This is a genomic window from uncultured Chryseobacterium sp. (assembly GCF_936933875.1).
In the GTDB taxonomy this organism is placed as follows: Bacteria; Bacteroidota; Bacteroidia; order Flavobacteriales; family Weeksellaceae; genus CAKZIK01.
The window spans coordinates 70,426-93,826 of record NZ_CAKZIK010000030.1; the positions used below are offsets into that span (position 1 = coordinate 70,426).

The following is a 23,401-nucleotide window of genomic DNA, read 5'->3' on the forward strand; positions in this document are numbered from 1 at the left end:
AACCGCAGAAATTTCTGCGGCCAATATTTTAGAAAGGATAACCGAATGCAAAGTTGAGTACGGGTTTCATGTTTTTCCAATTTCCTAGAACAAAGCGGTCACCAACAGCTCGGTTCGGATCATAAACTCTTGCTGCAGCGTCAAGCCTTAAAGTGATATACGCAACGTTAATTCTTAAACCAACACCAGTTCCAACCCCCATTTGCGAAATAAACTTTTTGAATTTAAACTGATCTCCAAAACCATTGTCCTTTAAGCTCCAGATATTACCTGCATCTACGAAAGCAGCACCTTCAAACATTTTAGTGAAGGGAACTCGATACTCAACATTGGTAGTTAATTTTACATTATCCATAACGTAAGAACGAACTCTTTCATCCAACTGAGAATCTGCAGGACCTAAACCTCCAAAAACCCTCCAAGCTCTGATGTCGTTGGAACCTCCGTTGAAATATGACCTTACAAAAGGCATTGAGGAAGAATTTCCGTATGGAATTCCAATTCCAACAACCTGACGAAGTGCTAAAGTGTGCTTTCCATCGAAAAACTGAATATATTTGCGCACATCAAAGTCGAATTTCACGAATTGAGAATAAGGAACACTGAAAATTTTCTTTTGTTGATTATCTAACGCAACACCTTCTTCTTCTGAGTTTTTACTGAAAATTCCAACCAAATTTCCTGCAGTTTCTATTTTTGCATTCACATAGAAAGGATTGATCTGGTCTTTTTTACCGATTTCGTTATAGATAAAATTGTAAATTAATGATGAAATAAAGACGTCCTGCGTTTGTCTGTCCTTATTTAAAAGCGACTGCTTAAAGTTGTTGAAGAGATTTAGATCATCCCCTGTTAATGAACTTTGGAACGAAGTGTCGTGTATAATTATTGAGGAAACATCGTCTGAAGATACTATTCCATTCTCAAAATCCTGATAAAGCGTTGGTGAATAAAGCTGGAACATATCATTACGAATGTCTCCATCTCTCGGGAAGAAATCGTAATAACGGTCTTTATTTCTCGTTAAACTCATCTGCATATTCGCAATGGAAAGACGGTGAGTAACAATATCGTTAACATTTGCAAAATAATTGATTCCTGCGTTAAAGTTAATTCTGCCTAAGCCAATATTATCCTGGGCGGAAACTCCTAAATTAATGGTGGAGGTTGGCGAATATTTTTTAGGAATTAGTTTCCATGTCTTGAAAGGCATCAAAAGTCTTGGAAATGAAAGATTTGCCTGAGCTGAAATTTCGTATGCCAAAGATCTTTTATCCGGGTTTTTTGAGTTTTTTACGCTTCCAAAAATTCCAGAAATACTGGTACTTAGGTTTTCAGCGCCTCCAAAAACGTTTCTAGTTGTTAAATCTACTGATGGAGAGATACCAAAATTCAGAATCTGGGAATAATTAATATCCGTAGCAATTTTCAGTTCATATTTAGGAAGAGGAGCAAGATAATAACTTACATCCAAAATACTGTCGGAACCTTTTCTAAGACCTTCTTCGTAATTAATAATGCTGAAGTTGTTCATAGAAGTGATGTTTCTCTTAGTAAGATCCAGATTTTTTTGGCTGTAAATTTCTTTCGGTCTTAAAATAATAGGTCGCCAAAGTGCCATTGTTTTGTACTGATCGTCCAGCTTGTAGAAATTAATTCTCAGTAAAGAATCCTTTTCAGTTTCCGGAACATCGGCCATTTTTTCCAACAAATAGACTCTAATATCACCAATAGTTGCTCTTTTATACGGAGCATCTGCAGAATCTCTGTGAATGTCCATTGTTAGAGGAACATCTTTTCTGCTATCCAAAGTATCGGCTGTGAAATAAATTTCATCATTAGAAGAATTGAATTTGTAGTATCCTCTATCTCGCATTAAAGCATTAATTCTCCTTACTTCGGCTTCCAGTTTGGTCTGATCCAGTTTTTCTGCAGAACGCACTTCACTTTTTGCAAGATTTTCTTCATATACCATCCGGATACTGTCATCAGGAATATTGTAATAATAATCCTTAATAATCGTTGGATCTTTGTGAGTTACCAAATAATCTACCGTTGCTTTTTTAGCTGAAGAATCTAAATTGTGTTTGTATTTTACATCGGCATCCCAATAACCTCTGTAAACCAGTCTTTTTCTGATATTTTCGGCACTGTTTTCCGTTTTTGCCTGTTCTAAAATTACTGGTGGACTTCCAATAGTATGCAAAAATCTGTTGAAGAAAAGATTTTTCCCTTTATACTCGGGATGATTGTATTTTACGAAAAGAGAATCCCTTAAGTCCTGATTACGAATTTCGGAAGGGTACGTCATGTATTCCGTTAAAATACTGTCGTACTTAGGATTTGCGAGATTGTACATCCACAAACCAACCGGAAAAAGAAAGAGAGATTTTTTGTTGGGTTTTTGGCTTACATAACCAGGTAATTCGTCCGAATGATCTTTACTGTCGGTATATTTAAAATTATTTTTGGTGAGTAAAAATTCGCCTTCCGGAACTTTCTTTGTCGTGCTGCAGGCGTAAAGAAAAAAGGCTGCCGTTGCAGAGGAAAAAATAAAGTAATATTTTTGAAAATATTTCGAAAAATGCTTACCGCTCATAAAATAAAAATTATACAGAGTTTAGACAAAAAGAAGTTCAGACAAAAATACAATTTGTTTTTGGTTGAAGGTTATAAAACCATCCGTGAACTTACGAATTCTAACTATAAAATTCAAGAAATATTTTCGGTAAACGATAATGTTGAAACAATTGATAGAAATTTAGTAACACCAATTTCTGAAGCGGAACTAAAGAAAATCAGTTTTTTGCAACATCCCAAAGATGCTGTAGCATTGGTAGAACTTCCCGAAAATGAAGAAGAAATTGAATCTGACATCAATTTGGTTTTAGACGGAATTCAGGATCCGGGAAATTTTGGAACAATTATCCGACTCGCAGACTGGTTCGGGATTTCGCAGATTATTTGCAGTGATGATACGGTGGATTTGTACAATCCGAAAGTAATTCAAGCGACGATGGGTTCTTTTACCAGAGTGAACATCGTTTATAAAAACATTAATGAATTTCTAAAAGATTCGGATCACGAAAATATTGGAACAGATATGATTGGTGAAAGCATTTATCAATACCATTTCCCCACAAAAATGAATCTTATTTTAGGAAATGAAGGCAACGGAATTCGTCCTGCAACGGAAGATTTATTGTCACAAAAAATTACCATTCCCAGGTTTGGAAAATCGCAATCTACAGAAAGCCTTAACGTTTCAATGGCAACTGGAATTATTTTAGGAGAAATATTTTCGCGTGATGAAAACAGCTTTCCTGATTAATCCAACCATTTTACATTACAAAAAAATCCTCCATTCAATTGAAAATGAGTTTAATGGAATGAATTATGAAATTTTCGTTTCGGAATATCATGGTCATTTTATGAAGCTTTGTGATGATGTTTTGAGCAAAGGTTTCACCAATTTAATTGCAGTAGGCGGAGATGGAACTTTAAATGAGGTCCTGAATGGAACCATCCATTATTTTTCACAAAATAAAACTGTTGATTTTGAAAGTCTGAGGAAAATTAAAATTGGAGTTCTGCCTTGTGGAAGCGGAAATGATTTTGTCCGAAATTTTTCCCAAGAATTTGATGTAAAGCATTTAAAAATTAATATTCAGAATAATAGTTTTGAAAGTATTGATATTGGGAAATGTACTTTTCAGAATGAAAAAAGGGAAGAGGAAACCAGATATTTCATCAACATCGCAGATTTGGGAATGGGTGCAGAAACAATGAAGGTGAAAGAAAAAATTCCGGTTTGGAGTGGCGCGAAGTTCAGGTATTTCTTCTCGATACTTTCAACACTTTTGGTTTATAAAAAGAAAGAACTTCAGCTTATTTCTAATGATTTTGAATGGAAAGGAAAATGCCTGAATTTGGTTGTTGCCAACGGAAAATATTTTGGAAACGGTTTGGGAATTGCTCCGAAAGCATCAGTTTCAGACGGAAAATTTGATATTACAGTTGTCGGAAATATCTCATTAGTTGATTATGCTTTGAATATTGGAAAAGTAAAAAAATCGAAACCGCTTGAACATAGAGAGATTCATTATTTTAAAGGAAAATCTTTCGAAGTGAAAACCCTTTCCGGAGAAGAAGCGCTAATAGATATTGATGGTGAAGTTTCGGGATTTTCTCCTGCGAAGTTTGAGATTTTGGAGAAGACGGTGAATTTTATTGTTTAGCTCTCGCGGATTACGCAGATTTTGCAGATTTATTTGGGAAAGATTGTATTTCTACATATATTTTCCACTTAAAAATCTTGTGGTATTTTCTCTCGCAGATTTTGCGGATCACGCAGATTTTACCTTATTTTTACTTTACATCGAAGCCAATTAAACTTAAATCTTTTGTGACTTTTGTGGTTTAAATTTTTCCTTTCAACAATCTTTGGCGCTCGCTTCGCTCGCGCCCCTCACGCAAAGTCTTCCACAAAAAAAACCGCAATCTGCGGTTTTAAATTTTATATCAACTGTTCCATGCTCGAAATGCTGCGCTGCTTTTGATAAGCTTCCAGTTTTTGGCGGATAAAGCGTAATAGGAAAGGAGCGAGGTAAATCAGTGCAAAACCGATGAGTTTCTTTTTCCAACTTGGATTTTTCAAACTTTTTTTGGCAAAATTACCTACTAAAGCAGCAGTTCCCAATTGCAAAGCATTTTCAACAACGCCGCCTTTCATTGCAGTATTTGCTAATCCGAAAACAGCATTTTTGCTGATTAAATTGTCTTTAATTCCTGTAGAAATTTCGCGAACGATTTCGTCTTTCCTCAAAGCTAATTTTTTCTCACCATTTTCGTCGGTTTCTTCTTTAAGGAACTGGTCAGTAAAACCGTTGGTTAAAGCGCTTAAACTTTGTTTAGTGTTATCGAAAGAGATTAGTTTTTCCATTTCGGCAACATCACTTTTCAGTAGTGCTTTCTTTCTGCGAAGTTCCTCAAGACTGTTGTATTTTGTACCCATAATCTTACCCGTTTATTGCTTTGATGATCTTATTTGCAATACCATTTTTTATTGCATTTCTACTCAACATAATAATAATAAGGAGCAGAAAATAAAAACCGGCCATAATGAGCAATCCATATGCGTAATTTCCGAGATAAGAACCAATGAGGATGCCCAAACCAATGTTTAGCAGAACAATACAAAACAGTGCGGCAATGCTTGCAAGCAAAATATAAGTAAATGTTCCTGCGGTAATGGAAGTTTTTTCTGTGGCTTCCATTTTCAGCAAATCCGCTCTTTTCGTTGCGTATTCTTTTAAAAGATCTAACATTGCTTAATTTTTTATAAAGTTACAAAAAAAGGAACTTAAAGTTTTTAAGTTCCCTTTTTATTCAATTAAAAACGGAATTTAAATGCTTAAGATTTAAGACCGTCTAATTCGTTTTCTACATTTTTTGCAACAGAAGCAGCAGTATCTACAGCTTTGTCTTTGTATTTGTCATAACCGTCTTTTACGGAACTTGCAACATTGTTTGCAGTTTCTTTTACTGTAGAAGAAATGTTTTTATACTGATCTTTCAATTGTTCGGAAACCTGTCCGTACTGTTCTTTAGCTTTCTCTGAAAGTTGTCCGTATTGATCTACAGCCTGATCTTTCAAATCGTTTGCTTTACTTTTGATTTTTTTTCTGGTTTCTTTACCTTCTTCAGGAGCGTAAAGCATACCCAAAACTACACCTGCAGCTGCACCAGCTAACAAACCTGCTAAAATTCCAGCAGCATTATTACTTTTTTTTGACATTTTGTTTATTTTTTAATGTTAAAGATTAAATTAATTCAGCGTTTATAGATACAATAAATTTACAACAAAAATGCCAAATGGGTAAATATGAATATTAAAGTTTTGTTAAAACTCTTTGATGTACGAGAGAATCAGCTTTAATGTTTCCTCCTGATTCAGATTGGTATTGTCGATTAAAATGGCGTCTTCGGCTTGTTTTAAAGGAGAAAATTCGCGTTCGCTGTCTATTTTATCGCGGGTTACAAGGTTATTTTTTACGGATTCTACATCAGCTTCTTCTCCGAGGGAAATTAATTCAAGATGTCGTCTTCTTGTACGTTCTTCCACACTTGCGGTGAGGAAAAATTTGTAATCTGCGTTTGGAAGCACAACGGTTCCAATATCTCTTCCGTCCATTACAACACCTCCGTTGGAAGCGATAGAACGCTGAGTTTCCATGAGGAAATCTCTTACTTCAGATTGTTTTGCGATGAAACTTACATTATTGGAAACTTCAAGAGAACGGATTTCGCTTGAAATATTTTTATCATTTAAATACAGAACCAAAACGCCACTTTCTTCACGAAACTCGAGTTTCATATTATCGAAATTTTTGAAAAGAATGTCCTTGTCTATTTTTCCATCAGCGGAACAGTTTTGAAGTGCAAATAAAGTAATTCCTCTGTACAATGCACCTGTGTCCATGTGGATGAGCCCAAGTTTTTTAGCAATCTGCTTTGAGATTGAACTTTTTCCCGTTGAAGAGTAGCCGTCGATAGCAATAACCGGTAATCTTTTCATCAAATTTAATAAATATTTATCTTCTGTTTCCGCCTAATTCTATTAAATCCATTGCAATCCCAAACATATTAACATTGGAAGCATTATGATAACGCACATGCGAATAATCGAACCTGAAATAAGAAATCTTCACTCCGAAACCTGCAGAAAGTCCGGCAAAACTTCTTTGGTCGAGAACGGCAAGTTCGTTTCCTCTTTTTACGTTATATCCCAATCTTATATTAAAGGCCTGTTCCGGAAAAAACTCTGCTCCCACGGAAAAATGGTCTGCAACTTTTCTCAGAAATTTTACTTCCTGTCCGTTGTTGTTATAATCCTGAGAAATATTGAACTGCTGTAAATCGTGTGCTGTAACAGTTAAAGAAACCGGAAAATCATCAAGAATTTTAGTATAACCTAAATCGATTCTGAAAGGAAGTTTTTCTCTGGTTCCGTTAAATGTTTTGAACTGATAACCGAAATTTCGGGCTACCAAAGAAACGGTTTCTTTGTCCTCATCAATGTGATATGTAACAGCTCCGGTTCCGGAAACTGCCATCGATGAATAATTGTCAATTTTTGAAGTGATGAAACTTACATTTCCGCCAACAGTCCAGTCTTCTTCAAACTGATATGCGTAGCTTACTCCAATCGCAGCATCGGAAGCACCAAATTCTCCTGAAACTGTTGAACTTTCATCTGTTCTCGGCATATTTCCATAATCCATATATCTGGCGTTGATTCCGAGTAAATGTCCGTATTCCAAATCTTTTACATAAGAAATAGTTCCATAGTTAGAACCTGCAAGATAAGAGGCGTAATTAATGGAAACTCTTTCATCCATTTCCAAATTCATCAAAGAGGGATTTACCAATGCTAAACCAGCATCAAAATCTCTCACAGAAACAGCATCTCCACCAAGAGCAGCCTGTCTCGCAGAAACCGGAATATTGAGGAATGGATAGACGTTTTGGCCGCTTTGTGCTTGCCAAAACAGCGATAAACATCCGAAAGAAGCAAGGAAAATTTTCTTCAAGGCCATCAATTATCAGTGCAAAAATAGTTTATTTTAAAAAGTTTCAAAATATATCTCCCGGAAATATATTTCTATTAACGGAATTCTTTTCATTTCATTATATTTGCATCAATCTAAATTTAAGCATCAATGAAATACAAAAGAATCCTGCTGAAACTAAGTGGAGAAGCTTTAATGGGCAACAGACAATACGGAATTGACAATGACAGACTGAAGGAATATGCCCACGAAATTAAGAAAGTTGTAGACGGAGGATGCGAAGTAGCAATTGTAATTGGCGGAGGAAATATTTTCCGTGGTTTGGCAGGCGCTGCAAAAGGAATGGACAGAGTTCAGGGAGATTATATGGGAATGTTGGCTACCGTAATTAACGGCATGGCTTTGCAGGGAGCTTTAGAAGATGCAGGAATTAAAACCAGACTTCAAAGTGCTATCGAGATGGATAAAGTTGCGGAACCATTCATTAAAAGAAGAGCAGTTCGTCATCTAGAAAAGGGTAGAGTTGTCATCTTTGGAGCTGGAACAGGAAACCCTTATTTTACGACAGACACAGCAGCAACATTAAGAGCAATTGAAATTGGTGCAGATGTAATTCTGAAAGGAACAAGAGTAGACGGAATTTATGACATGGATCCTGAAAAGAACGAAAACGCAGTAAAATTCAACTCCCTTACTTTTGATGAAGTGTTCGATAAAGGTTTGAAAGTAATGGACATGACGGCTTTCACCTTAAGCCACGAAAATAACTTGCCTATCATCGTTTTCGATATGAATAAAGAAGGTAACCTAAAAAAAATTGTGGAAGGTGAAAATGTAGGAACTTTAGTGGACCTATAATTAATTAAAAATACAGCATAATTATAATGGAAGAATTAGATTTAATCGTAGCATCGGTAAAAGAAGAGATGGATGCTGCAATGAAGCATTTGGACCACGCTTTTCAAAAAATCAGAGCCGGACGTGCTTCTACACAGATGGTTCAGGATGTAATGGTAGAATATTACGGAGCTCCAACTCCTCTTAATCAGGTAGCGAATGTTTCGGTTCCAGATGCGATGACGATTGCAATTCAACCATGGGACAGAACTGCTATTGGTGCGATTGAAAAAGCCATCATCAATTCTAACCTTGGTTTTGCGCCATCTAACAACGGGGATAATATTATTTTGAATGTACCGCCTTTAACAGAAGAAAGAAGAAGGGAACTTGCAAAAGCCGCTAAAGCTGAAGCTGAACAGTCTAAAGTAACTGTAAGAAATGCAAGACAAGACGGTATGAAAGAACTTAAAAAACTGGACGGCGTTTCGGAAGACCTTATTAAAGGAGTTGAAGCAGATATTCAGGATTTAACGGACCAATACGTTAAAATGTGCGATGAGCACCTAAAAGTAAAAGAAGCAGAAATCTTGAAAGTGTAATCTTTCAGGTTTTATCAAATACAAAAAAAGATTCAGAATTTCTGAATCTTTTTGGTTTTATTGATATCGGGAATGTTCTTTCGGTTTCTGAAATCTTTCTATAATTGGTTTAAACAATGCCCGATACTTTTCAATATCGAATAGCTGAGAATCTGTCAATGCTTTGTATGTGAGCCAAACTCCGAACGGAAATAAAACAATATTCGGAAGCCACGCTGCAAGATACGGATCCATTTTTCCTTTCCACGACAAGTTTTCAACAGAAAGATTTAAAACGTAGAAAATAATAAAAATCACAATAGCAATAACCACAGGAAGTCCCATTCCACCTTTTCGGATGATGCTTCCTAAACTGGCTCCAATCAAAAAGAAAATAATACATGTAAAAGAGTAGGAGAAAATCCTTTGCTGATACATAATCATCTTGTTTTGATATTTCACAATGTCGTTAATCTGCGGTGTTTTGGTTTCTTTGTCAGATTTCAAAGCATTGATTTTAGAATAGGCTGCATATAAAGCTTCCAGTTTTCTGTCCTTCTTTACCTTTTCCAAATCGTACTGAGGTTCAATTTTCTTTTTTGCTTTGTTGAATTCCAAATAACCAACATAATTATTGGTGTTGCTTACCAAAGAATTGCTTAAAGAATTGAAAACCGTTTCGTTTTCTTTTTTCTTTTTATCAATGGTGGTATTGATTTGATTATACGTTTGAAAACGGTAATCATCGGTAATCTGTTCTTTTTCGATGGCTTTATTGATGATTTCCGAAACGTCAAAATGGGAAACCAACGTGTCAAATTTAATCGCCTGATTGGGTTGTTTTAACCTTTGATTATAATCTTTATTCTTCAGATTGTCTTCATAAATATACCCGTTGAAAAGAACGAGTTTAAGAAAATTTTTATCTGTTGCAGAAACAAATTTTCCTTTTTCTGCTACAATGGTCTGTTGATTATCGAAAGTATTGGCCACTTTATGAACAAAAACGCCGGTGATATTTTGTCCCTGTTCACCTTCAATTTTATCAAACTTTACAGCATATCCCGGAATTTGGTTGATGAACTGTCCCGGTTTGAAATTCAAGGCGGGTTTCGTTGCTGCAATATTATAAAGCATGTTTTTCGCCTTCCGCTGAAAATTGGGTGTAATATTATTCTGAAATAGGAAAAGAATAAACGCTAATCCACAAACTGTTAGAAAAAGCGGCATCATAATTCTTGTGAGCGAAATTCCGGCAGCTTTCATGGCGGCAAGTTCGTACCGTTCTCCAAAATCACCAAAAGTCATAATAGAAGCGAGCAGAATGGTTAATGGTAAAACCATGGCAACAACGCTCACTCCCATATAATACAAAAGTTTGATGATTTCCCAGTAACTCAATCCTTTCCCCACAAACTGCGACATCTGGATCCAGATAATGTTCACAATAAAGATGAAGAACAGTACGCTGAAGATGAACAGAAACGGTCCGAAAAAAGTTTTGATGATGTAGCGGTCGAGAAGTTTCATGGGCTCAAAAATACAGAAAAAGTCACAAAGTAAAATTACTCTGTGACTTTCAATATTTGTAATTTAAATTTTTTGATTCAATTTTAAAAATTGACAATTCACCAAAATTAAAGTTCTGTAACAATATAATTTTTATACTGGTTTTTATCGAAAGTAAACATTCCGTTCGCCAATTTTTGGTTTTCCCTGTATTCTTTAATGGCAATTACTGCAACATCGTTATTGGAAGAATACTGCTCGATTTTTACGATTTGTTTCTTTGGTGAATTCACAAAAATGTAAACATTTTTCAAACCGTTATTCTTTACAGGCGTCAGTTTAATCATATCTGCACTAACACCGTTTACCGTTCTTTTTCCAATATACGAAGTATTGAATTCTTTCTTGTATGATGTTAAATAATTAGTAGGAGAGAACATCATTTCGCCACCGTTTGCTTTTGCAACAGTTACTTCCTGATCTTCTGCACTAATGTTGTACACTTTATTTCCGTCGAAAATCTGCTCCGTTCCCATAATTTTCAGTTTGTACTGAGATGGAGTGGTGTAGAAAATTCCGGTTTCGGTTTTAGTAACTTTTCCGTTGGCTCCGGTTCCGTAAGCAAATTTGAAATAGGTGTTCGCATTGTCTTTATAATTTGCAGCTACAGCATCCAGGATTGATTTTGATTTGGCGTCCGCTTTTTGGGCAGAAACCATTCCGACCGTTCCCAAAGATAAAACTGCAAGCGAAAATTTTGTAATAATATTTTTCATTTTAATTCTTTTTATTTATTAATTGGATTTACGAATTGCCGCAATGTCAAACTCTTGTTTAATATTTTACATTACTTGCGCAATTCTTCCAAAAACTGTTCCAAAGAATTTAAATCCGATATCAAAACCTCCCTTGCTTTAGCTCCGTTAAAACCTCCAACAATGCCGCTTGCTTCAAGCTGGTCCATTATTCTTCCGGCTCTGTTGTACCCTAATTTGAGCTGTCTTTGAAGCATGGAAGTTGAACCTTGCTGTGTAGACACAATAATTCTTGCCGCATCTTCAAAAAGGGCATCTTTTTCATTCGGGTCGAAAGCTCCAACCGTAGAAGTGGATTCTTCGCTTACATATTCAGGAAGCATAAATGCACTTGCATATCCCTTCTGAGCACCAATATATTCTGCGATTTTTTCAACTTCCGGCGTATCAACAAAGGCACACTGCAATCTTAAAATTTCGTTTCCGTTGAAGTACAGCATATCTCCTTTACCAATCAATTGGTCGGCTCCCGGAGAATCCAAAATCGTTCTGGAATCCACACTCGAAATTACACGGAAAGCAGCTCTTGCAGGGAAGTTCGCTTTAATCATACCCGTAATTACATTTACGGAAGGTCTTTGCGTGGCCACAATCAAGTGAATTCCGACCGCTCTTGCCAACTGTGCCAAACGTGCGATTGGAAGTTCAACTTCTTTTCCGGCAGTCATAATTAAGTCTGCAAATTCGTCAACCACCAAAACAATATAAGGAAGATAACGGTGACCATTTTCAGGATTCAGTTTTCTTTCGCTGAATTTTTTGTTGTATTCCTTTAAATTTTTGCAGAAAGCGTTTTTCAGCAAATCGTAACGCGTATCCATTTCTACACAAAGGGAATTCAACGTGTTAATTACTTTATGAGTGTCCGTAATAATCGCATCATCTCCATCCGGAAGTTTTGCCAAATAATGTCTTTCAATTTTAGAATAAAGAGAAAGTTCCACTTTTTTCGGGTCCACCATGACGAATTTCAGTTCGCTTGGATGTTTTTTATAAAGTAATGAAGTAAGAATGGCATTAATTCCAACAGATTTTCCCTGTCCTGTTGCTCCCGCCATCAAAAGGTGAGGCATTTTGGAAAGGTCGGCCATGAAAATTTCATTAGAAATGGTTTTTCCAAAAACTACCGGCAAATCCATATCTGTATTTTGGAATTTATGGGAAGCAATCACACTTCTCATGGAAACCATCGACGGATTTTTACGAGGTACCTCAATCCCAATCGTTCCTTTTCCTGGCATTGGTGCGATAATTCTGATTCCTAAAGCTGAAAGGTTCAAAGCAATATCGTCCTGCAACTTTTTGATAGAAGCAACACGAATTCCGGCTTCAGGTACAATTTCGTACAAAGTAACAGTTGGACCAATGGTTGCTTTAATTTCAGCAATTCCGACGTTGAAATTTTTCAGAAGACCAACAATTTTGTTTTTGTTGTCTTCGAGTTCTTCTTTATTAATAGAGATTTCTTCGTTCCCATAGTCTTTCAACAATTCAATAGGAGGCATTTGAAACTTTGCCAACTCCAGTTTATGATCATATAAACCGTGTTTTTCAACTAATTCCTGAGATTTTTTGTCGGTTTCATCCAGTTCATCAACAACTTCAGCTACTTCTACTTTAAAATCGATATCTTCGGTATTAATAGCAGCTTTTGGCGTTGAAGCAACCGCCGCAGTTGGACTTAAGCTTACTGATTGTGCAACAGTTTCCGTGAGGGCTACATTAGAAAGTTCATCATCAAAAGATGTTTTATTAGGAGTTTTGATGGTTTCAAAACTGTTGGAAATCTCCACTTCCGGGAAACCTTTTACAGGAATGTCCGTAGCCGCAACTGCTGCAGCTTTCGGTGTTGAAACAACAGATTGTGGAGCTACTTTTTCAAGTTCGTTTCCATCGTCAGTCATTTCTTCCAATTGTTCGTCGGCTTCAAATTTTTCGTCAGAACTTGGCATCATAGCTTTTACGCGACCAAGTGTGTTTTCGTTTAAATCGTTGAGTTTAGATTTAACGTTATTGGGATTCAAATTAAATTCAAGAATAAAGTACAAAGCGATACTTACAAAAAGAATCAGCCAAAGACCTACACTTCCAATTACAGCGTTCAGGAAATCCATAATCTGGAAACCATAAACGCCGCTTAAAACACCTTGTCCTTTCGTTACTGCTCCCATAAAAATCGGAAGCCAACAAATGAAAAACAAAGAATGACCAATAGTTTTCCAAGGTTTGAAGTAGTTTTTTTTCAGAATAATCATCCCGAACACGAAGAAAAGGAAAGCCACGATAAATCCTGCAATCCCAATACTTTCAAAAAGGAAAATATTTCCCAGCCAATCTCCAACCTTTCCGAAAACGTTTGAAGATTTTACAGTTTTATCCAGCATTGTTCCGGCCTGGCTTTGATCTGCCTTCCAGTTCAGCAAATAAGAAACGAAAGAAAAAGTAAGAACAACAGATGTTAATAAAAATAAAACTCCGAAAAATATGCGTGGTTTAGAAAGTATTTTACTGTTTTCCGGTAAATTACCCTGTGTTTTTTGTGTAGTCTTTTCCATAATATCAATGAGGGCAAATTTAATATTTTTATGCGAAAAATCATATTCTAACAAACAAAAAAAAGCGAGAATAACGACGCTGAAATTCGTCATTTCAATTTATAGATTGTATTTTTGCAATTCGTTGAATTTTACATTTAAATCTGATCATTTTACTATGTTGGAAAAACTTCAGAATATCCTAATTTCTACCAGAACAATGGCAGTTTTGCTGTTGATTTTTGCTTTTTCGATGGCTTACGCTACTTTTCTCGAAAACGATTACGGAACTCCTACCGCAAAAGCTTTAATTTATGAGGCAAAATGGTTTGAACTCCTTATGCTTCTTTTGATTATTAATTTCATTGGAAACATTGCACGTTACAGACTTTGGAGAAAAGAAAAATGGCCAATTTTGGTATTTCACTTGGCTTTCATCCTTATTTTTATTGGTGGTGCTATTACAAGATATATCAGTTACGAAGGTATTATGCATATTCGTGAAGGAGAAACTTCAAACGAAGTAGTAACAGATAAAAACTTTTTTAAAATTCAGATTGAAGAAAAAGGAGATGTATTAAATTATCAGGATATACAGTATTTAATGTCTCCGCTTCACAAAAATTTTCAGGCACAGTACGATTATCACGGTAAAAAAGTAAAAGTAAAAGCTCTTGATTTTATTCAGCGTAAAAAAGACAGTTTGGTTGCCGGAAACGGTGAAGAATATTTACACGTAGTTTCTGCAGGACAAACCGGAAGAGAAAATTATTACATCAAAAATGGGGAAGCAAAATCGGTTAACGGAACTTTAGTTACGTACAACAGAGCGATTGATGGCGCTGTAGAATTCAAAAACGAAAACGGACAACTGATGATTAAAACTCCTGTTGATGCGAGTTATATGACGATGGCAACACAGGCAACCGGAACTACCAAGAAAGACGAATTTCAGCCTTTGGCTTTAAGAAGTTTATACACAGTGAACGAATTGAAACTCGTTGTTCCTGAAGGTTTGAAAAAAGGAAAACTCATCGCTTACGAAGGCGACAGAAAAAAAGACAAAGATGTTCCGGATCAATTAACAGTAGAAGTTCAGGGTCCGAAAACGAAACAAACAGTAGATTTATCTGTTGAAAAAGGAAATCCGAATGCATACAAACAAATTGCAATCGACGGGATGAATGTTATTCTTGGTTTCGGCCCGAAAATTTACAATACGCCATTTGCTTTAAAATTAGACAAATTTGTAATGGAAACTTACCCGGGAAGTTCTTCGCCAAGTGCTTATGAAAGCCATGTTCAGATTATCGACAAAGGAAAACAAACGCCTTATAAAATTTACATGAACCACGTTTTGAACTACGGTGGATACAGATTTTTCCAGGCAAGTTTTGATGGCGACAGAAAAGGAACTGTTCTTTCTGTAAACCATGATTATTGGGGAACTTTGGTTACTTATATCGGTTATGCTTTCTTGTTTTTAGGAATGTTCGTAACCTTCTTCTGGAAAGGTTCTCACTTCTGGAAGTTGAACAAAAATTTAAAATCAGTTACCGCTAAAAAAGCTGCGGGAATTCTTTTGCTTTTATTCACTTTAAGCTTAAATGCACAGGAAAAAATTGATATGCACGGAACAGACGGTTCTGCGCAACAGTCTGCGCATTCCGAACATGACGGACACGACCATTCTGCACAAGATGCTGCTTTAATGCAAGGGGAAGATTTAGCCCCAAAAAAGAAACAGAATTCTTTAGCTTTAAAATCTCCAAAAGCCATTACTGCTGATGAAATTATTGCAAGAAATAAAATTTCAAAAGAACATGCAGACAAATTCGGATATCTTTTAGTACAGAATTATGAAGGTAGAATAGTACCGGTAAACACTCAGGCTTTGGATGTTTTAAGAAAACTGTACAAACATGATGAGTTTAAGGGAACTGATGGAAAATCTTTAACAGCAAACCAGTGGTTTTTATCAGCTAATACAGATACAGCAAGCTGGACGATGGTTCCATTGATTAAAGTAGGAACAAAAGGAGGAGACGAGCTGAAAGTAAAAACAAAAGCCAATGAAGAGGGTTATACCACTTTAATGTCACTTTTCCCGGCAGATTCTAACGGTCAGTTGCACTATGTTTTAGAGGAAGACTACAACACGGCTTTCCGTAAAAAACCGTCCGAACAAACCAATTACGATAAAGAAGTTATTGCTGTAAATGACCGTGTTCAGGCTTTCAACGAATTTTTCAGCGGACAGTTTATGCGAATTGTTCCGGTACAGAATGACCCGAATTCAACTTGGCATTCTTGGCTAGACCAAAATTTTGAACCGGATATGAAATCTCAAGAAGTAATGGGGCCATATTTCGCAGAAGTTCTGGCAGCACAGCAATCCGGAAACTGGAGCAAAGCTGATGAACAGTTGAAAAAACTTTCAGATTATCAGCAAACTTGGGGTAAAAATGTAGTTCCAGCAAAATCAAAAGTAGATTTGGAGGTTTTCATGAATGAAGTGAACTTGAATTTCAAACTCCTTATTTTCTATACTTTAATTGGTGGATTGCTTTTGATCCTTGGTTTTGTTGAATTATTCAAACCAAACAAAATTTTGCATAAAGCCATTAAAGTTACTATTTGGATTGGAGTTGTTGGATATTTCTTCCATTTCCTGGGCTTGGTTGCAAGATGGTATATTTCGGGTCACGCTCCTTGGAGTAACGGTTACGAGGCGATTATCTTTATTTCTTGGGTGGGAATTACGGCAGGTTTAATTCTGTACAGAAATTCCAACGCGTTGATTCCGGCTGCAGGATTTATGGTAGCCGTAATTATGATGGGATTTGCGCATGGTGGTTCAGCTTTGGATCCACAAATTACGCCGCTGGTTCCGGTTCTGAAATCATATTGGTTGATTATTCACGTGGCGATTATTACTTCCAGTTACGGTTTCTTCGCATTATCGATGATTATTGCCGTAATTACTTTGGTATATTATATCATTTCTTCGAAAGAACTGTATAAAATCCATCACGATACGACGATTAAGGAACTGACGATTGTTTCTGAAATGTCTTTAACCATTGGTTTATTCATGCTTACTGTAGGAAACTTTTTGGGTGGAATTTGGGCGAATGAATCTTGGGGAAGATATTGGAGTTGGGACCCGAAAGAAACTTGGGCATTTATTTCCATCATGGTGTATGCATTTGTGCTTCACATGAGATTAGTTCCTGGATTGCGCGGAAGATGGTCTTTCCACGTTGCGGCAATGTTCGCGTTCTGTTCGATGGTAATGACGTATTTCGGAGTGAATTATTACTTGAGTGGACTGCACTCTTACGCAGCTGGAGATCCGGTTCCGGTTCCAGCTTGGGTTTATATAGGAATTGGAACGATGATCACTTTAGCCGCCGTTTCTTATTTCAGATTCAAAAATCTCAAAAATTCGTTAAAGACTAATCCTTAAAAATACATTCCCGGTTTCGACCGGGATTTTTTATGATTCGTCATTACCAGCGCGGCGAAACATCTTTTAATTTTTTTCTTTTCCTTTTGATTTTGAATTAAAATTTGTTATATCTTTATGATATCAAAATAATATCACAAATTAAAAATGAATACAATGGAAAAATTAATGAAACCCATGTCCGGTTATCTTACTTTAGTTTTGGCGCTGTTGCTTTTTGTTGCGGGAGTTTATTGTCTCGTTATGGGAGCAGACAGAAATGCTGTATTTGTAATAGTAGGAATTCTTTGTTTTCTTGCTTTTGCTTTTTTTATGAAAGGTTTAATGATTATTCAACCAAATCACTCAAGAGTTTTGACGTTTTTTGGTAAATATGTCGGAACGGTGAAGGAAAATGGTTTGCTGTTCATCAATCCGTTTTATTCATCGCAAAGAATGTCATTACGTTCGGAAAATTTGCAGGGACAAACGTTGAAAGTAAACGATAAAATGGGAAATCCCATCGAAATCGGCGCCGTAATCGTTTGGAAAGTAGGAGATACTTATAAAGCAGCTTTTGATGTTGAGCGTTATGCGGAATATGTAAGAATTCAAAGTGAAGCTGCAGTTCGTCATTTGGCGATGAGTTTTGCGTATGATAATTTGGAAGACGAAGGTGCTCAGTTAACTTTAAGAGATGGTGGTGATAAAATCAATCAAATTTTAGAGCAGGAATTAACCGAAAGATTGGCCGATGCAGGAATCGTAATTCAGGAAGCGAGAATTTCGCATTTGGCTTATGCATCAGAAATTGCGGGTGCCATGCTTCAAAGACAACAAGCTACAGCAATTGTTGCCGCACGTTCTAAAATTGTGGAAGGCGCTGTTGGAATGGTAGATATGGCTTTGAAAAAACTGTCTGAAGAAAATATTGTGGAACTCGACGACGAAAGAAAAGCAGCGATGGTTTCTAATCTTATGGTGGTTCTTTGCGGCGAAAAAGCAGCACAACCAATCTTGAATGCAGGAACTTTGTACAATTAAAATTTTTGAGTGATGAGCGATAAAAAAACTCAAAATTCAACCAAAGAAAAAGTGCCTGCGAAGAAAAATTTCGTCCTAAGAATTGATGATGAGACATTCAAACTTCTCGAAAAGTGGGCTGCAGATGAATTCCGTTCGGTCAATGGACAGATTGAATTTTTACTTCATGAAAGTTTGTTGAAATCGGGGAGGAAAAAGAAATAGTTATTAAAAAAATTACAGATATGTCAAAATATAAAATCCAAAAATCGCCTTTCGTCGTTCCAACAACCGACGGAAAACTCATTGAAGAAATTTGGGGAAACTCCACCGGAAATTCAGAAATTTCCATAGCTCACATGATTGCACCACCAAAATGGAGCGAACCGCATCAAACCCCGGAATTTGATGAATTTACTTACATTATTTCCGGCAAAAAACAGTTTGAGATTGATGGCGAAATAATTGAACTCGGAAAAGGAGAGAGTATTTTGATTCAGAAAGGCGCAAGAATCCGTTACAGCAATCCTTTTGACGAGCCCTGTGAATACATGGCGATTTGCTTGCCGGCTTTTTCGATGGATTTGGTGAACAGGGAAGAATAGACAAAGCGATTATTTAAATTTCATAAAAAGCAGAAATCATCCGTTTTCTGCTTTTTCATTTTATAAAGTTTAAGGAAATGGCACAGTTTTCATGTAACATTTCACACAAAATGTTTACATATAACAAAATGATTCAATGAAAAAGAAACTCTTTTCAATATTGGCTTTGTCTGCGGTTTTTGCGGTTCAGGCTCAAATGATAAAAGCGGAGATCAATCTTAATCAGGTAAAGGATGATAAAATCCCTGTGACTTTGATTTTCCCCAAAATGAAATCTTCAACGGTAACTTTCAATTTCCCTAAAACCGTCCCCGGAACTTATTCTACGGACGATTACGGAAGATTTGTTGAAGGAATTAAATTTTTCGACAACAAAGGTACAGAACTGAAATACACTAAAGTCGGTGACAATTCATATGTACTGAAAAACGCTCAAATGCTTTCGAAAGTGACGTATTGGGTAAACGACAGTTTCGATACTGAAATTAATGAAACCGACAGTTTTAATCAGAACAAAGAAAAGACTTCACAAAGAAAGGCGGTATTTTCTCCGTCCGGAACCGACATTGAAGCCGGAAAAGTTTTTATGATTAACACGCATGGTTTCATCGGTTATGTCGAAAATATGCAGGATGTTCCTTACGAACTGAAGATTGAAAAACCAAAAGATTTCTACGGAACAACAGCTTTGGTGGACCAGGACAAATCTGATGACACCGATACTTTTGTTTTAGCCAATTATGCAAAAGTTACAGATTCTCCTTTGATGTATGCAAAACCAGACATCATGGAGTTTAACGCAGGTGGAATGGACTTTTTGTTAGGCGTTTATTCTCCAACCGGAAAATATAAAGCAACAGATTTTCGTGGTAATCTTGAAAAAATGGTGGTAGCGCAGAAGAAATTTTTGGGCGATATGAACACCAACAAAAAATATGCGGTTTTGCTTTATCTTTCAGGAGGGGAAGGACCACAGGTAAAAGGTTTCGGAGCTTTGGAGCATCATGAATCTACAACAGTGGTTTTACCGGAAATGATGCCGAAAGATGCCATCGACAAAACTTTGGTGGACGTTGTTTCTCACGAGTTTTTCCACACTGTAAATCCTTTGAAAACGCATTCTGAAGAGATTCATTATTTCAATTATGCAGACCCGAAAATGTCGCAGCATTTGTGGATGTACGAAGGCGGAACAGAGTATTTTGCGAACTTATTCCAAATTCAGCAAGGGTTGATTGACAGAAATGAATTCCTGCAAAGAATGAGCGACAAAATCAACAATCTGAAAAAATATAACGATACAATGCCTTTCACAGAAATGAGTAAAAACGTTCTGAAGGAAGGCTACAAAGACCAATATACCAACGTTTACGAAAAAGGAGCTTTGCTAGCGATGTGCCTTGACATCGAACTTCGCAAACTTTCAGGCGGAAAAATGGGGTATCGCGATATGATTCGTGGTTTGGCGCAAAGATTTGGTGAAAACAAACCTTTCAAAGACGCTGAACTGATTGACGAATTGGTAACAATAAGCGGTTATCCACAAGTGAAAGATTTCTACAATGCCTACATCGCAGGAAATCAGCCAACGCCTTATGAAAAATATTTGGCGATGGCAGGAGTTGAAACCGTCAAGCAGGAAACCCCACCAATGATGTGGTTTATTACCGACCCAAATATGACCGATTACGACCAAGCTAACAATGCTTTCAAATTTCCGGAAGTGGCAGAACTTTCGCCTTTCGCAAAAAGTTTGGGCATGAAACTGTCTGACGAAATTGTGTCTGTCAATGGAAAAACCATCAATATTGCCAATGTTCAGGATTTTGTGAGGTTTATTGCTTCCATTAAAAGTGGGGAAGATGTTACCGCAGAAATTCTCAGGAAGAACGGTGATAAGTGGGACAAAATGACTTTGAAAGGTAAAGCCATACTTTCATCACAAAGTTTTGTGAATTTGAAGTTTAAACCAAGTGCAACTACTGAAGAAAAGCAGGTTCGCGAATGGTGGTTAACCGGAAAATAATTAAAAGAAAAGCCCGAAATTAATCGGGCTTTTTTGTTTTTAAAAGTTAAGTCCTAGATCTTTCAGCTCTTTTTCTAAATCAGTTGTTGGAGTAATATGAACGGTGATAAATCCCAAAGATTTCGCCACTTCAATATTTTTAGCGTTGTCGTCAATAAAGACAGATTCTTCAGCTTTAATATTGTAACGTTCTAATAAGACTTCCCAAATTTTTGGATCGGGTTTGATGAGTTTTTCTTCTCCCGACACTACAATTTTCCCTTTGAAAGCTTTGAAGAAATCATAATTTTCCAAAGCATACGGAAATGTTTCGTGTGACCAGTTTGTCAATCCGAAAAGTTCATAATCTGTATTTTCAAGTTTTCTTAAAACAGCTACATTTGCAGGAATATCAGAGCGAAGCATTGTTGTCCAGTTATCGTAATACGCATGAAGTTCCTTTTCCCAATCCGGATGTTTTGCCACCTGAATTTCGGTTCCTTCAGCCAAAGTTCTTCCGCGGTCCTGTTCTGCATTCCACTCATCTTCGGCGATGTGTTTCAGGAAATATTCCATCTTTTCGTCATCGTTAAAATAATCTTTAAAGAAATAACGCGGATTCCAGTCCATCACCACACCACCAAAATCGAAAATGATATTTTTTATTGCCATTATTTTTTAATTTTTTTGAATAGAATAAACCCAATTGTCACCACAATCAGGATGTGAAGATAGTAAGCATTTTGAAGTAATTCCAAATAATCAATTTTAAATTTACTTAAAGAAATCAGGATTAAAATTTGTGCTCCATAAGGAATCAAACCCTGAATATAACATGCGAAAATATCGAGAACTGAAGCGGAATTTTTCGGTTCAACGTCATATTTATCATTTATTTCTTTGGCTACTTTTCCGCTGATGAGAATGGCAATTGTGTTATTTGCGACGCAAAGATTGGCTACACTTACCAAACCTCCAATTCCGAGCAAAGCACTTTTCTGTCCGTTGATAAAAGAATTAATTTTATTCAGCAAAAACTGAATTCCGCCTGCTTTTTCCACCATTGCTGCCAAACCTCCCGTTAATAATGAAAGCAGAAAAATTTCGGTCATAGATGTGAAACCTTCGTATGTTGTTTTAGCAAGTTGCATCACATCAAAGCTTCCATTAAACAATCCGAAAATTCCGGCAGCCAACAATCCTGCGAAAAGGGTTACAAAAACATTTACGCCGCGAAGTGACAGTACAATCACAACGAGGTAGGGAAGAATAAGCCAAAGGTTGAAATCTCCAACATTGAAATCGGTTTTCCCAACTTGGGAATTCAAACCTAAAACCAGAAAGATAACTAACGCTAAAATTGCTGCAGGAAGCGCAAGTTTAAAATTTGCTCTGAATTTATCTTTCATTTCACAACCTAAACTTTGTGTCGCCGCAATCGTAGTATCTGAAATAATTGAAAGGTTGTCGCCAAACATCGCGCCACAAAGTAAAGCAGCACCAATCAAGCCAAGTGGAGATCCGCTTTTTTCCGCCAGTTCAATCACAATCGGACCCAGCGTTACAATAGAACCCACCGAAGTTCCAGACGCAAAAGAAAGAAAAGATGCAATGACAAAAACGCCGGCTGCAAAATATTGTGGAGAAATATAAGTTAAGCCCAAATTCACAATGCTGTCGACACTTCCCGAAGCTTTCGAAACTGTCGCAAAAGCTCCGGCCAAAAGGTAAATGATACACATTGTTAGAATTTTTCCGTCGCCGCAGCCTTTCAGAAAAATATCAGCTTTATCATGAACTGAACCTTTAAAAATTAAAAAAGCAGCTACAATTCCCAACAACGCAGCAATTGGAGACGGCATTGCGTAGAAATCGTTATTGTAAACTCCGAAACCTAGAAAGGAGAAAATAAATATCAGAAAGGGGAGAATCGAAACAATTCCCGGATTTGCCTTCAACATAAAAACCTAAATTAAAAATAAATGCAGCAGAATTTCCGCTTAGATGCTGCAAAATTAGGAAATATCAGATTAATACTAAAACAGGAACGGACTGAAACTGTATTGACCTTCGGAAAGCGTCGCTGAAATATGGTTTAACCCGTTCGTTAACAAAATTTTTTCAGCTCCAATCACTGAATTGTAACGCGCAATTTGCTCGAAAGTTTTCTCGGTTAGTTTCACTTCCGGAGCTTTGCATTCAACCAGAATTTTGGGTTGAGTTTTTTCGGTAACAAGCAAATCAATTCTTTTGGTCGTTTTATTAAGTTCAAGCTTTTTTTCGAGTATTAAAGAGGAAAGATTTCGCTTTTCAACCAAGTGGAAATAGTGAATCCAGTGTTGCCGAACCCATTCTTCAGGCGTGAGCAAAAGCCAGTTTTTGCGCACCAAATCATAAATAAAAAACTTATCTTTGTCTGTCCTGATTTGGAAATCAAAAGTATTCTCAAAATTAAGTTTCGGAAGTTGCATTT

Annotated in this window: 21 protein-coding genes; 9 read left to right on the forward strand and 12 right to left on the reverse strand. The window is 36.6% G+C overall.

Annotated elements, in window-relative coordinates; translation table 11 throughout:
- Positions 1-28 precede the first annotated feature (28 nt).
- Complete coding sequence (locus tag Q0252_RS05480; RefSeq protein ID WP_297984525.1) at positions 29-2,599, reverse strand: BamA/TamA family outer membrane protein; 2,571 nt, start codon at positions 2,597-2,599, stop codon at positions 29-31.
- Between Q0252_RS05480 and Q0252_RS05485 the strand changes: the two genes are divergently transcribed.
- Entirely contained in the window at positions 2,585-3,331 is a 747-nt protein-coding gene (locus tag Q0252_RS05485; RefSeq protein WP_297984526.1) for an RNA methyltransferase, read from the forward strand. The two genes, Q0252_RS05480 and Q0252_RS05485, sit on opposite strands and share 15 nt — an antisense overlap.
- A complete protein-coding gene (locus Q0252_RS05490; RefSeq protein WP_297984527.1) occupies positions 3,309-4,238 on the forward strand; it encodes a diacylglycerol kinase family protein in 930 nt (309 codons plus the stop codon). Before Q0252_RS05485 ends, Q0252_RS05490 begins: the two co-directional genes overlap by 23 nt.
- 278 nt (positions 4,239-4,516) lie before the next feature.
- On the opposite strand, the gene Q0252_RS05495 is transcribed toward Q0252_RS05490, so the two are convergent.
- From Q0252_RS05495 to porQ, 5 genes are all read right to left on the reverse strand, one after another.
- The gene (locus Q0252_RS05495; protein WP_297984528.1) at positions 4,517-5,014 is read right to left on the reverse strand and encodes a phosphoribosyl-ATP pyrophosphatase; all 498 of its coding nucleotides are present in this window, start codon (positions 5,012-5,014) and stop codon (positions 4,517-4,519) included.
- Positions 5,015-5,018: 4 nt separating this feature from the next.
- Complete coding sequence (locus Q0252_RS05500; protein ID WP_297984529.1) at positions 5,019-5,327, reverse strand: hypothetical protein; 309 nt, start codon at positions 5,325-5,327, stop codon at positions 5,019-5,021.
- An 86-nt stretch (positions 5,328-5,413) separates the two neighbouring features.
- The gene (locus Q0252_RS05505) at positions 5,414-5,797 is read right to left on the reverse strand and encodes a YtxH domain-containing protein (RefSeq protein WP_297984530.1); all 384 of its coding nucleotides are present in this window, start codon (positions 5,795-5,797) and stop codon (positions 5,414-5,416) included.
- A 105-nt stretch (positions 5,798-5,902) separates the two neighbouring features.
- Complete coding sequence (gene cmk / locus Q0252_RS05510) at positions 5,903-6,577, reverse strand: (d)CMP kinase (protein ID WP_297984531.1); 675 nt, start codon at positions 6,575-6,577, stop codon at positions 5,903-5,905.
- A 16-nt stretch (positions 6,578-6,593) separates the two neighbouring features.
- Complete coding sequence (porQ, locus tag Q0252_RS05515) at positions 6,594-7,598, reverse strand: type IX secretion system protein PorQ (RefSeq protein WP_297984532.1); 1,005 nt, start codon at positions 7,596-7,598, stop codon at positions 6,594-6,596.
- 123 nt (positions 7,599-7,721) lie between these two features.
- Here porQ and pyrH point away from each other — a divergent pair, with 123 nt between their 5' ends.
- A complete protein-coding gene (gene pyrH, locus Q0252_RS05520) occupies positions 7,722-8,429 on the forward strand; it encodes a UMP kinase (RefSeq protein WP_297984533.1) in 708 nt (235 codons plus the stop codon).
- Between the two features lie 26 nt (positions 8,430-8,455).
- The gene (gene frr / locus Q0252_RS05525) at positions 8,456-9,010 is read left to right on the forward strand and encodes a ribosome recycling factor (protein ID WP_297984534.1); all 555 of its coding nucleotides are present in this window, start codon (positions 8,456-8,458) and stop codon (positions 9,008-9,010) included.
- A gap of 57 nt (positions 9,011-9,067) precedes the next feature.
- On the opposite strand, the gene Q0252_RS05530 is transcribed toward frr, so the two are convergent.
- The 3 genes from Q0252_RS05530 to Q0252_RS05540 all read right to left on the reverse strand — a co-directional run bounded on the left by Q0252_RS05530 (position 9,068) and on the right by Q0252_RS05540 (position 13,868).
- Positions 9,068-10,519, reverse strand: a complete 1,452-nt coding sequence (locus Q0252_RS05530; RefSeq protein WP_297984535.1) for an LptF/LptG family permease — start codon at positions 10,517-10,519, stop codon at positions 9,068-9,070.
- A 107-nt stretch (positions 10,520-10,626) separates the two neighbouring features.
- Positions 10,627-11,274 (reverse strand): outer membrane lipoprotein carrier protein LolA, encoded by a 648-nt coding sequence (locus Q0252_RS05535; RefSeq protein WP_297984536.1) that lies wholly within the window; start codon positions 11,272-11,274, stop codon positions 10,627-10,629.
- A gap of 71 nt (positions 11,275-11,345) precedes the next feature.
- A complete protein-coding gene (locus Q0252_RS05540; protein WP_297984537.1) occupies positions 11,346-13,868 on the reverse strand; it encodes a DNA translocase FtsK in 2,523 nt (840 codons plus the stop codon).
- Positions 13,869-14,028: 160 nt separating this feature from the next.
- Here Q0252_RS05540 and ccsB point away from each other — a divergent pair, with 160 nt between their 5' ends.
- From ccsB to Q0252_RS05565, 5 genes are all read left to right on the forward strand, one after another.
- On the forward strand, positions 14,029-17,316 hold the full coding sequence (gene ccsB, locus Q0252_RS05545; protein ID WP_297984603.1) for a c-type cytochrome biogenesis protein CcsB: 3,288 nt from the start codon (positions 14,029-14,031) through the stop codon (positions 17,314-17,316).
- A 156-nt stretch (positions 17,317-17,472) separates the two neighbouring features.
- The gene (locus tag Q0252_RS05550; RefSeq protein WP_297984538.1) at positions 17,473-18,339 is read left to right on the forward strand and encodes an SPFH domain-containing protein; all 867 of its coding nucleotides are present in this window, start codon (positions 17,473-17,475) and stop codon (positions 18,337-18,339) included.
- 51 nt (positions 18,340-18,390) lie between these two features.
- A complete protein-coding gene (locus Q0252_RS05555; RefSeq protein WP_367174821.1) occupies positions 18,391-18,543 on the forward strand; it encodes an Arc family DNA-binding protein in 153 nt (50 codons plus the stop codon).
- A 20-nt stretch (positions 18,544-18,563) separates the two neighbouring features.
- Positions 18,564-18,923 (forward strand): cupin domain-containing protein, encoded by a 360-nt coding sequence (locus Q0252_RS05560; RefSeq protein WP_297984540.1) that lies wholly within the window; start codon positions 18,564-18,566, stop codon positions 18,921-18,923.
- A 136-nt stretch (positions 18,924-19,059) separates the two neighbouring features.
- The gene (locus tag Q0252_RS05565; RefSeq protein WP_297984541.1) at positions 19,060-20,949 is read left to right on the forward strand and encodes a peptidase M61; all 1,890 of its coding nucleotides are present in this window, start codon (positions 19,060-19,062) and stop codon (positions 20,947-20,949) included.
- A gap of 39 nt (positions 20,950-20,988) precedes the next feature.
- On the opposite strand, the gene Q0252_RS05570 is transcribed toward Q0252_RS05565, so the two are convergent.
- The 3 genes from Q0252_RS05570 to Q0252_RS05580 all read right to left on the reverse strand — a co-directional run bounded on the left by Q0252_RS05570 (position 20,989) and on the right by Q0252_RS05580 (position 23,399).
- On the reverse strand, positions 20,989-21,600 hold the full coding sequence (locus tag Q0252_RS05570) for an HAD family phosphatase (RefSeq protein ID WP_297984542.1): 612 nt from the start codon (positions 21,598-21,600) through the stop codon (positions 20,989-20,991).
- A complete protein-coding gene (locus Q0252_RS05575) occupies positions 21,600-22,889 on the reverse strand; it encodes a Na+/H+ antiporter NhaC family protein (RefSeq protein WP_297984543.1) in 1,290 nt (429 codons plus the stop codon). Before Q0252_RS05575 ends, Q0252_RS05570 begins: the two co-directional genes overlap by 1 nt.
- Positions 22,890-22,964: 75 nt before the next feature.
- The gene (locus Q0252_RS05580) at positions 22,965-23,399 is read right to left on the reverse strand and encodes a type I restriction enzyme HsdR N-terminal domain-containing protein (protein WP_297984544.1); all 435 of its coding nucleotides are present in this window, start codon (positions 23,397-23,399) and stop codon (positions 22,965-22,967) included.
- Positions 23,400-23,401 lie beyond the last annotated feature (2 nt).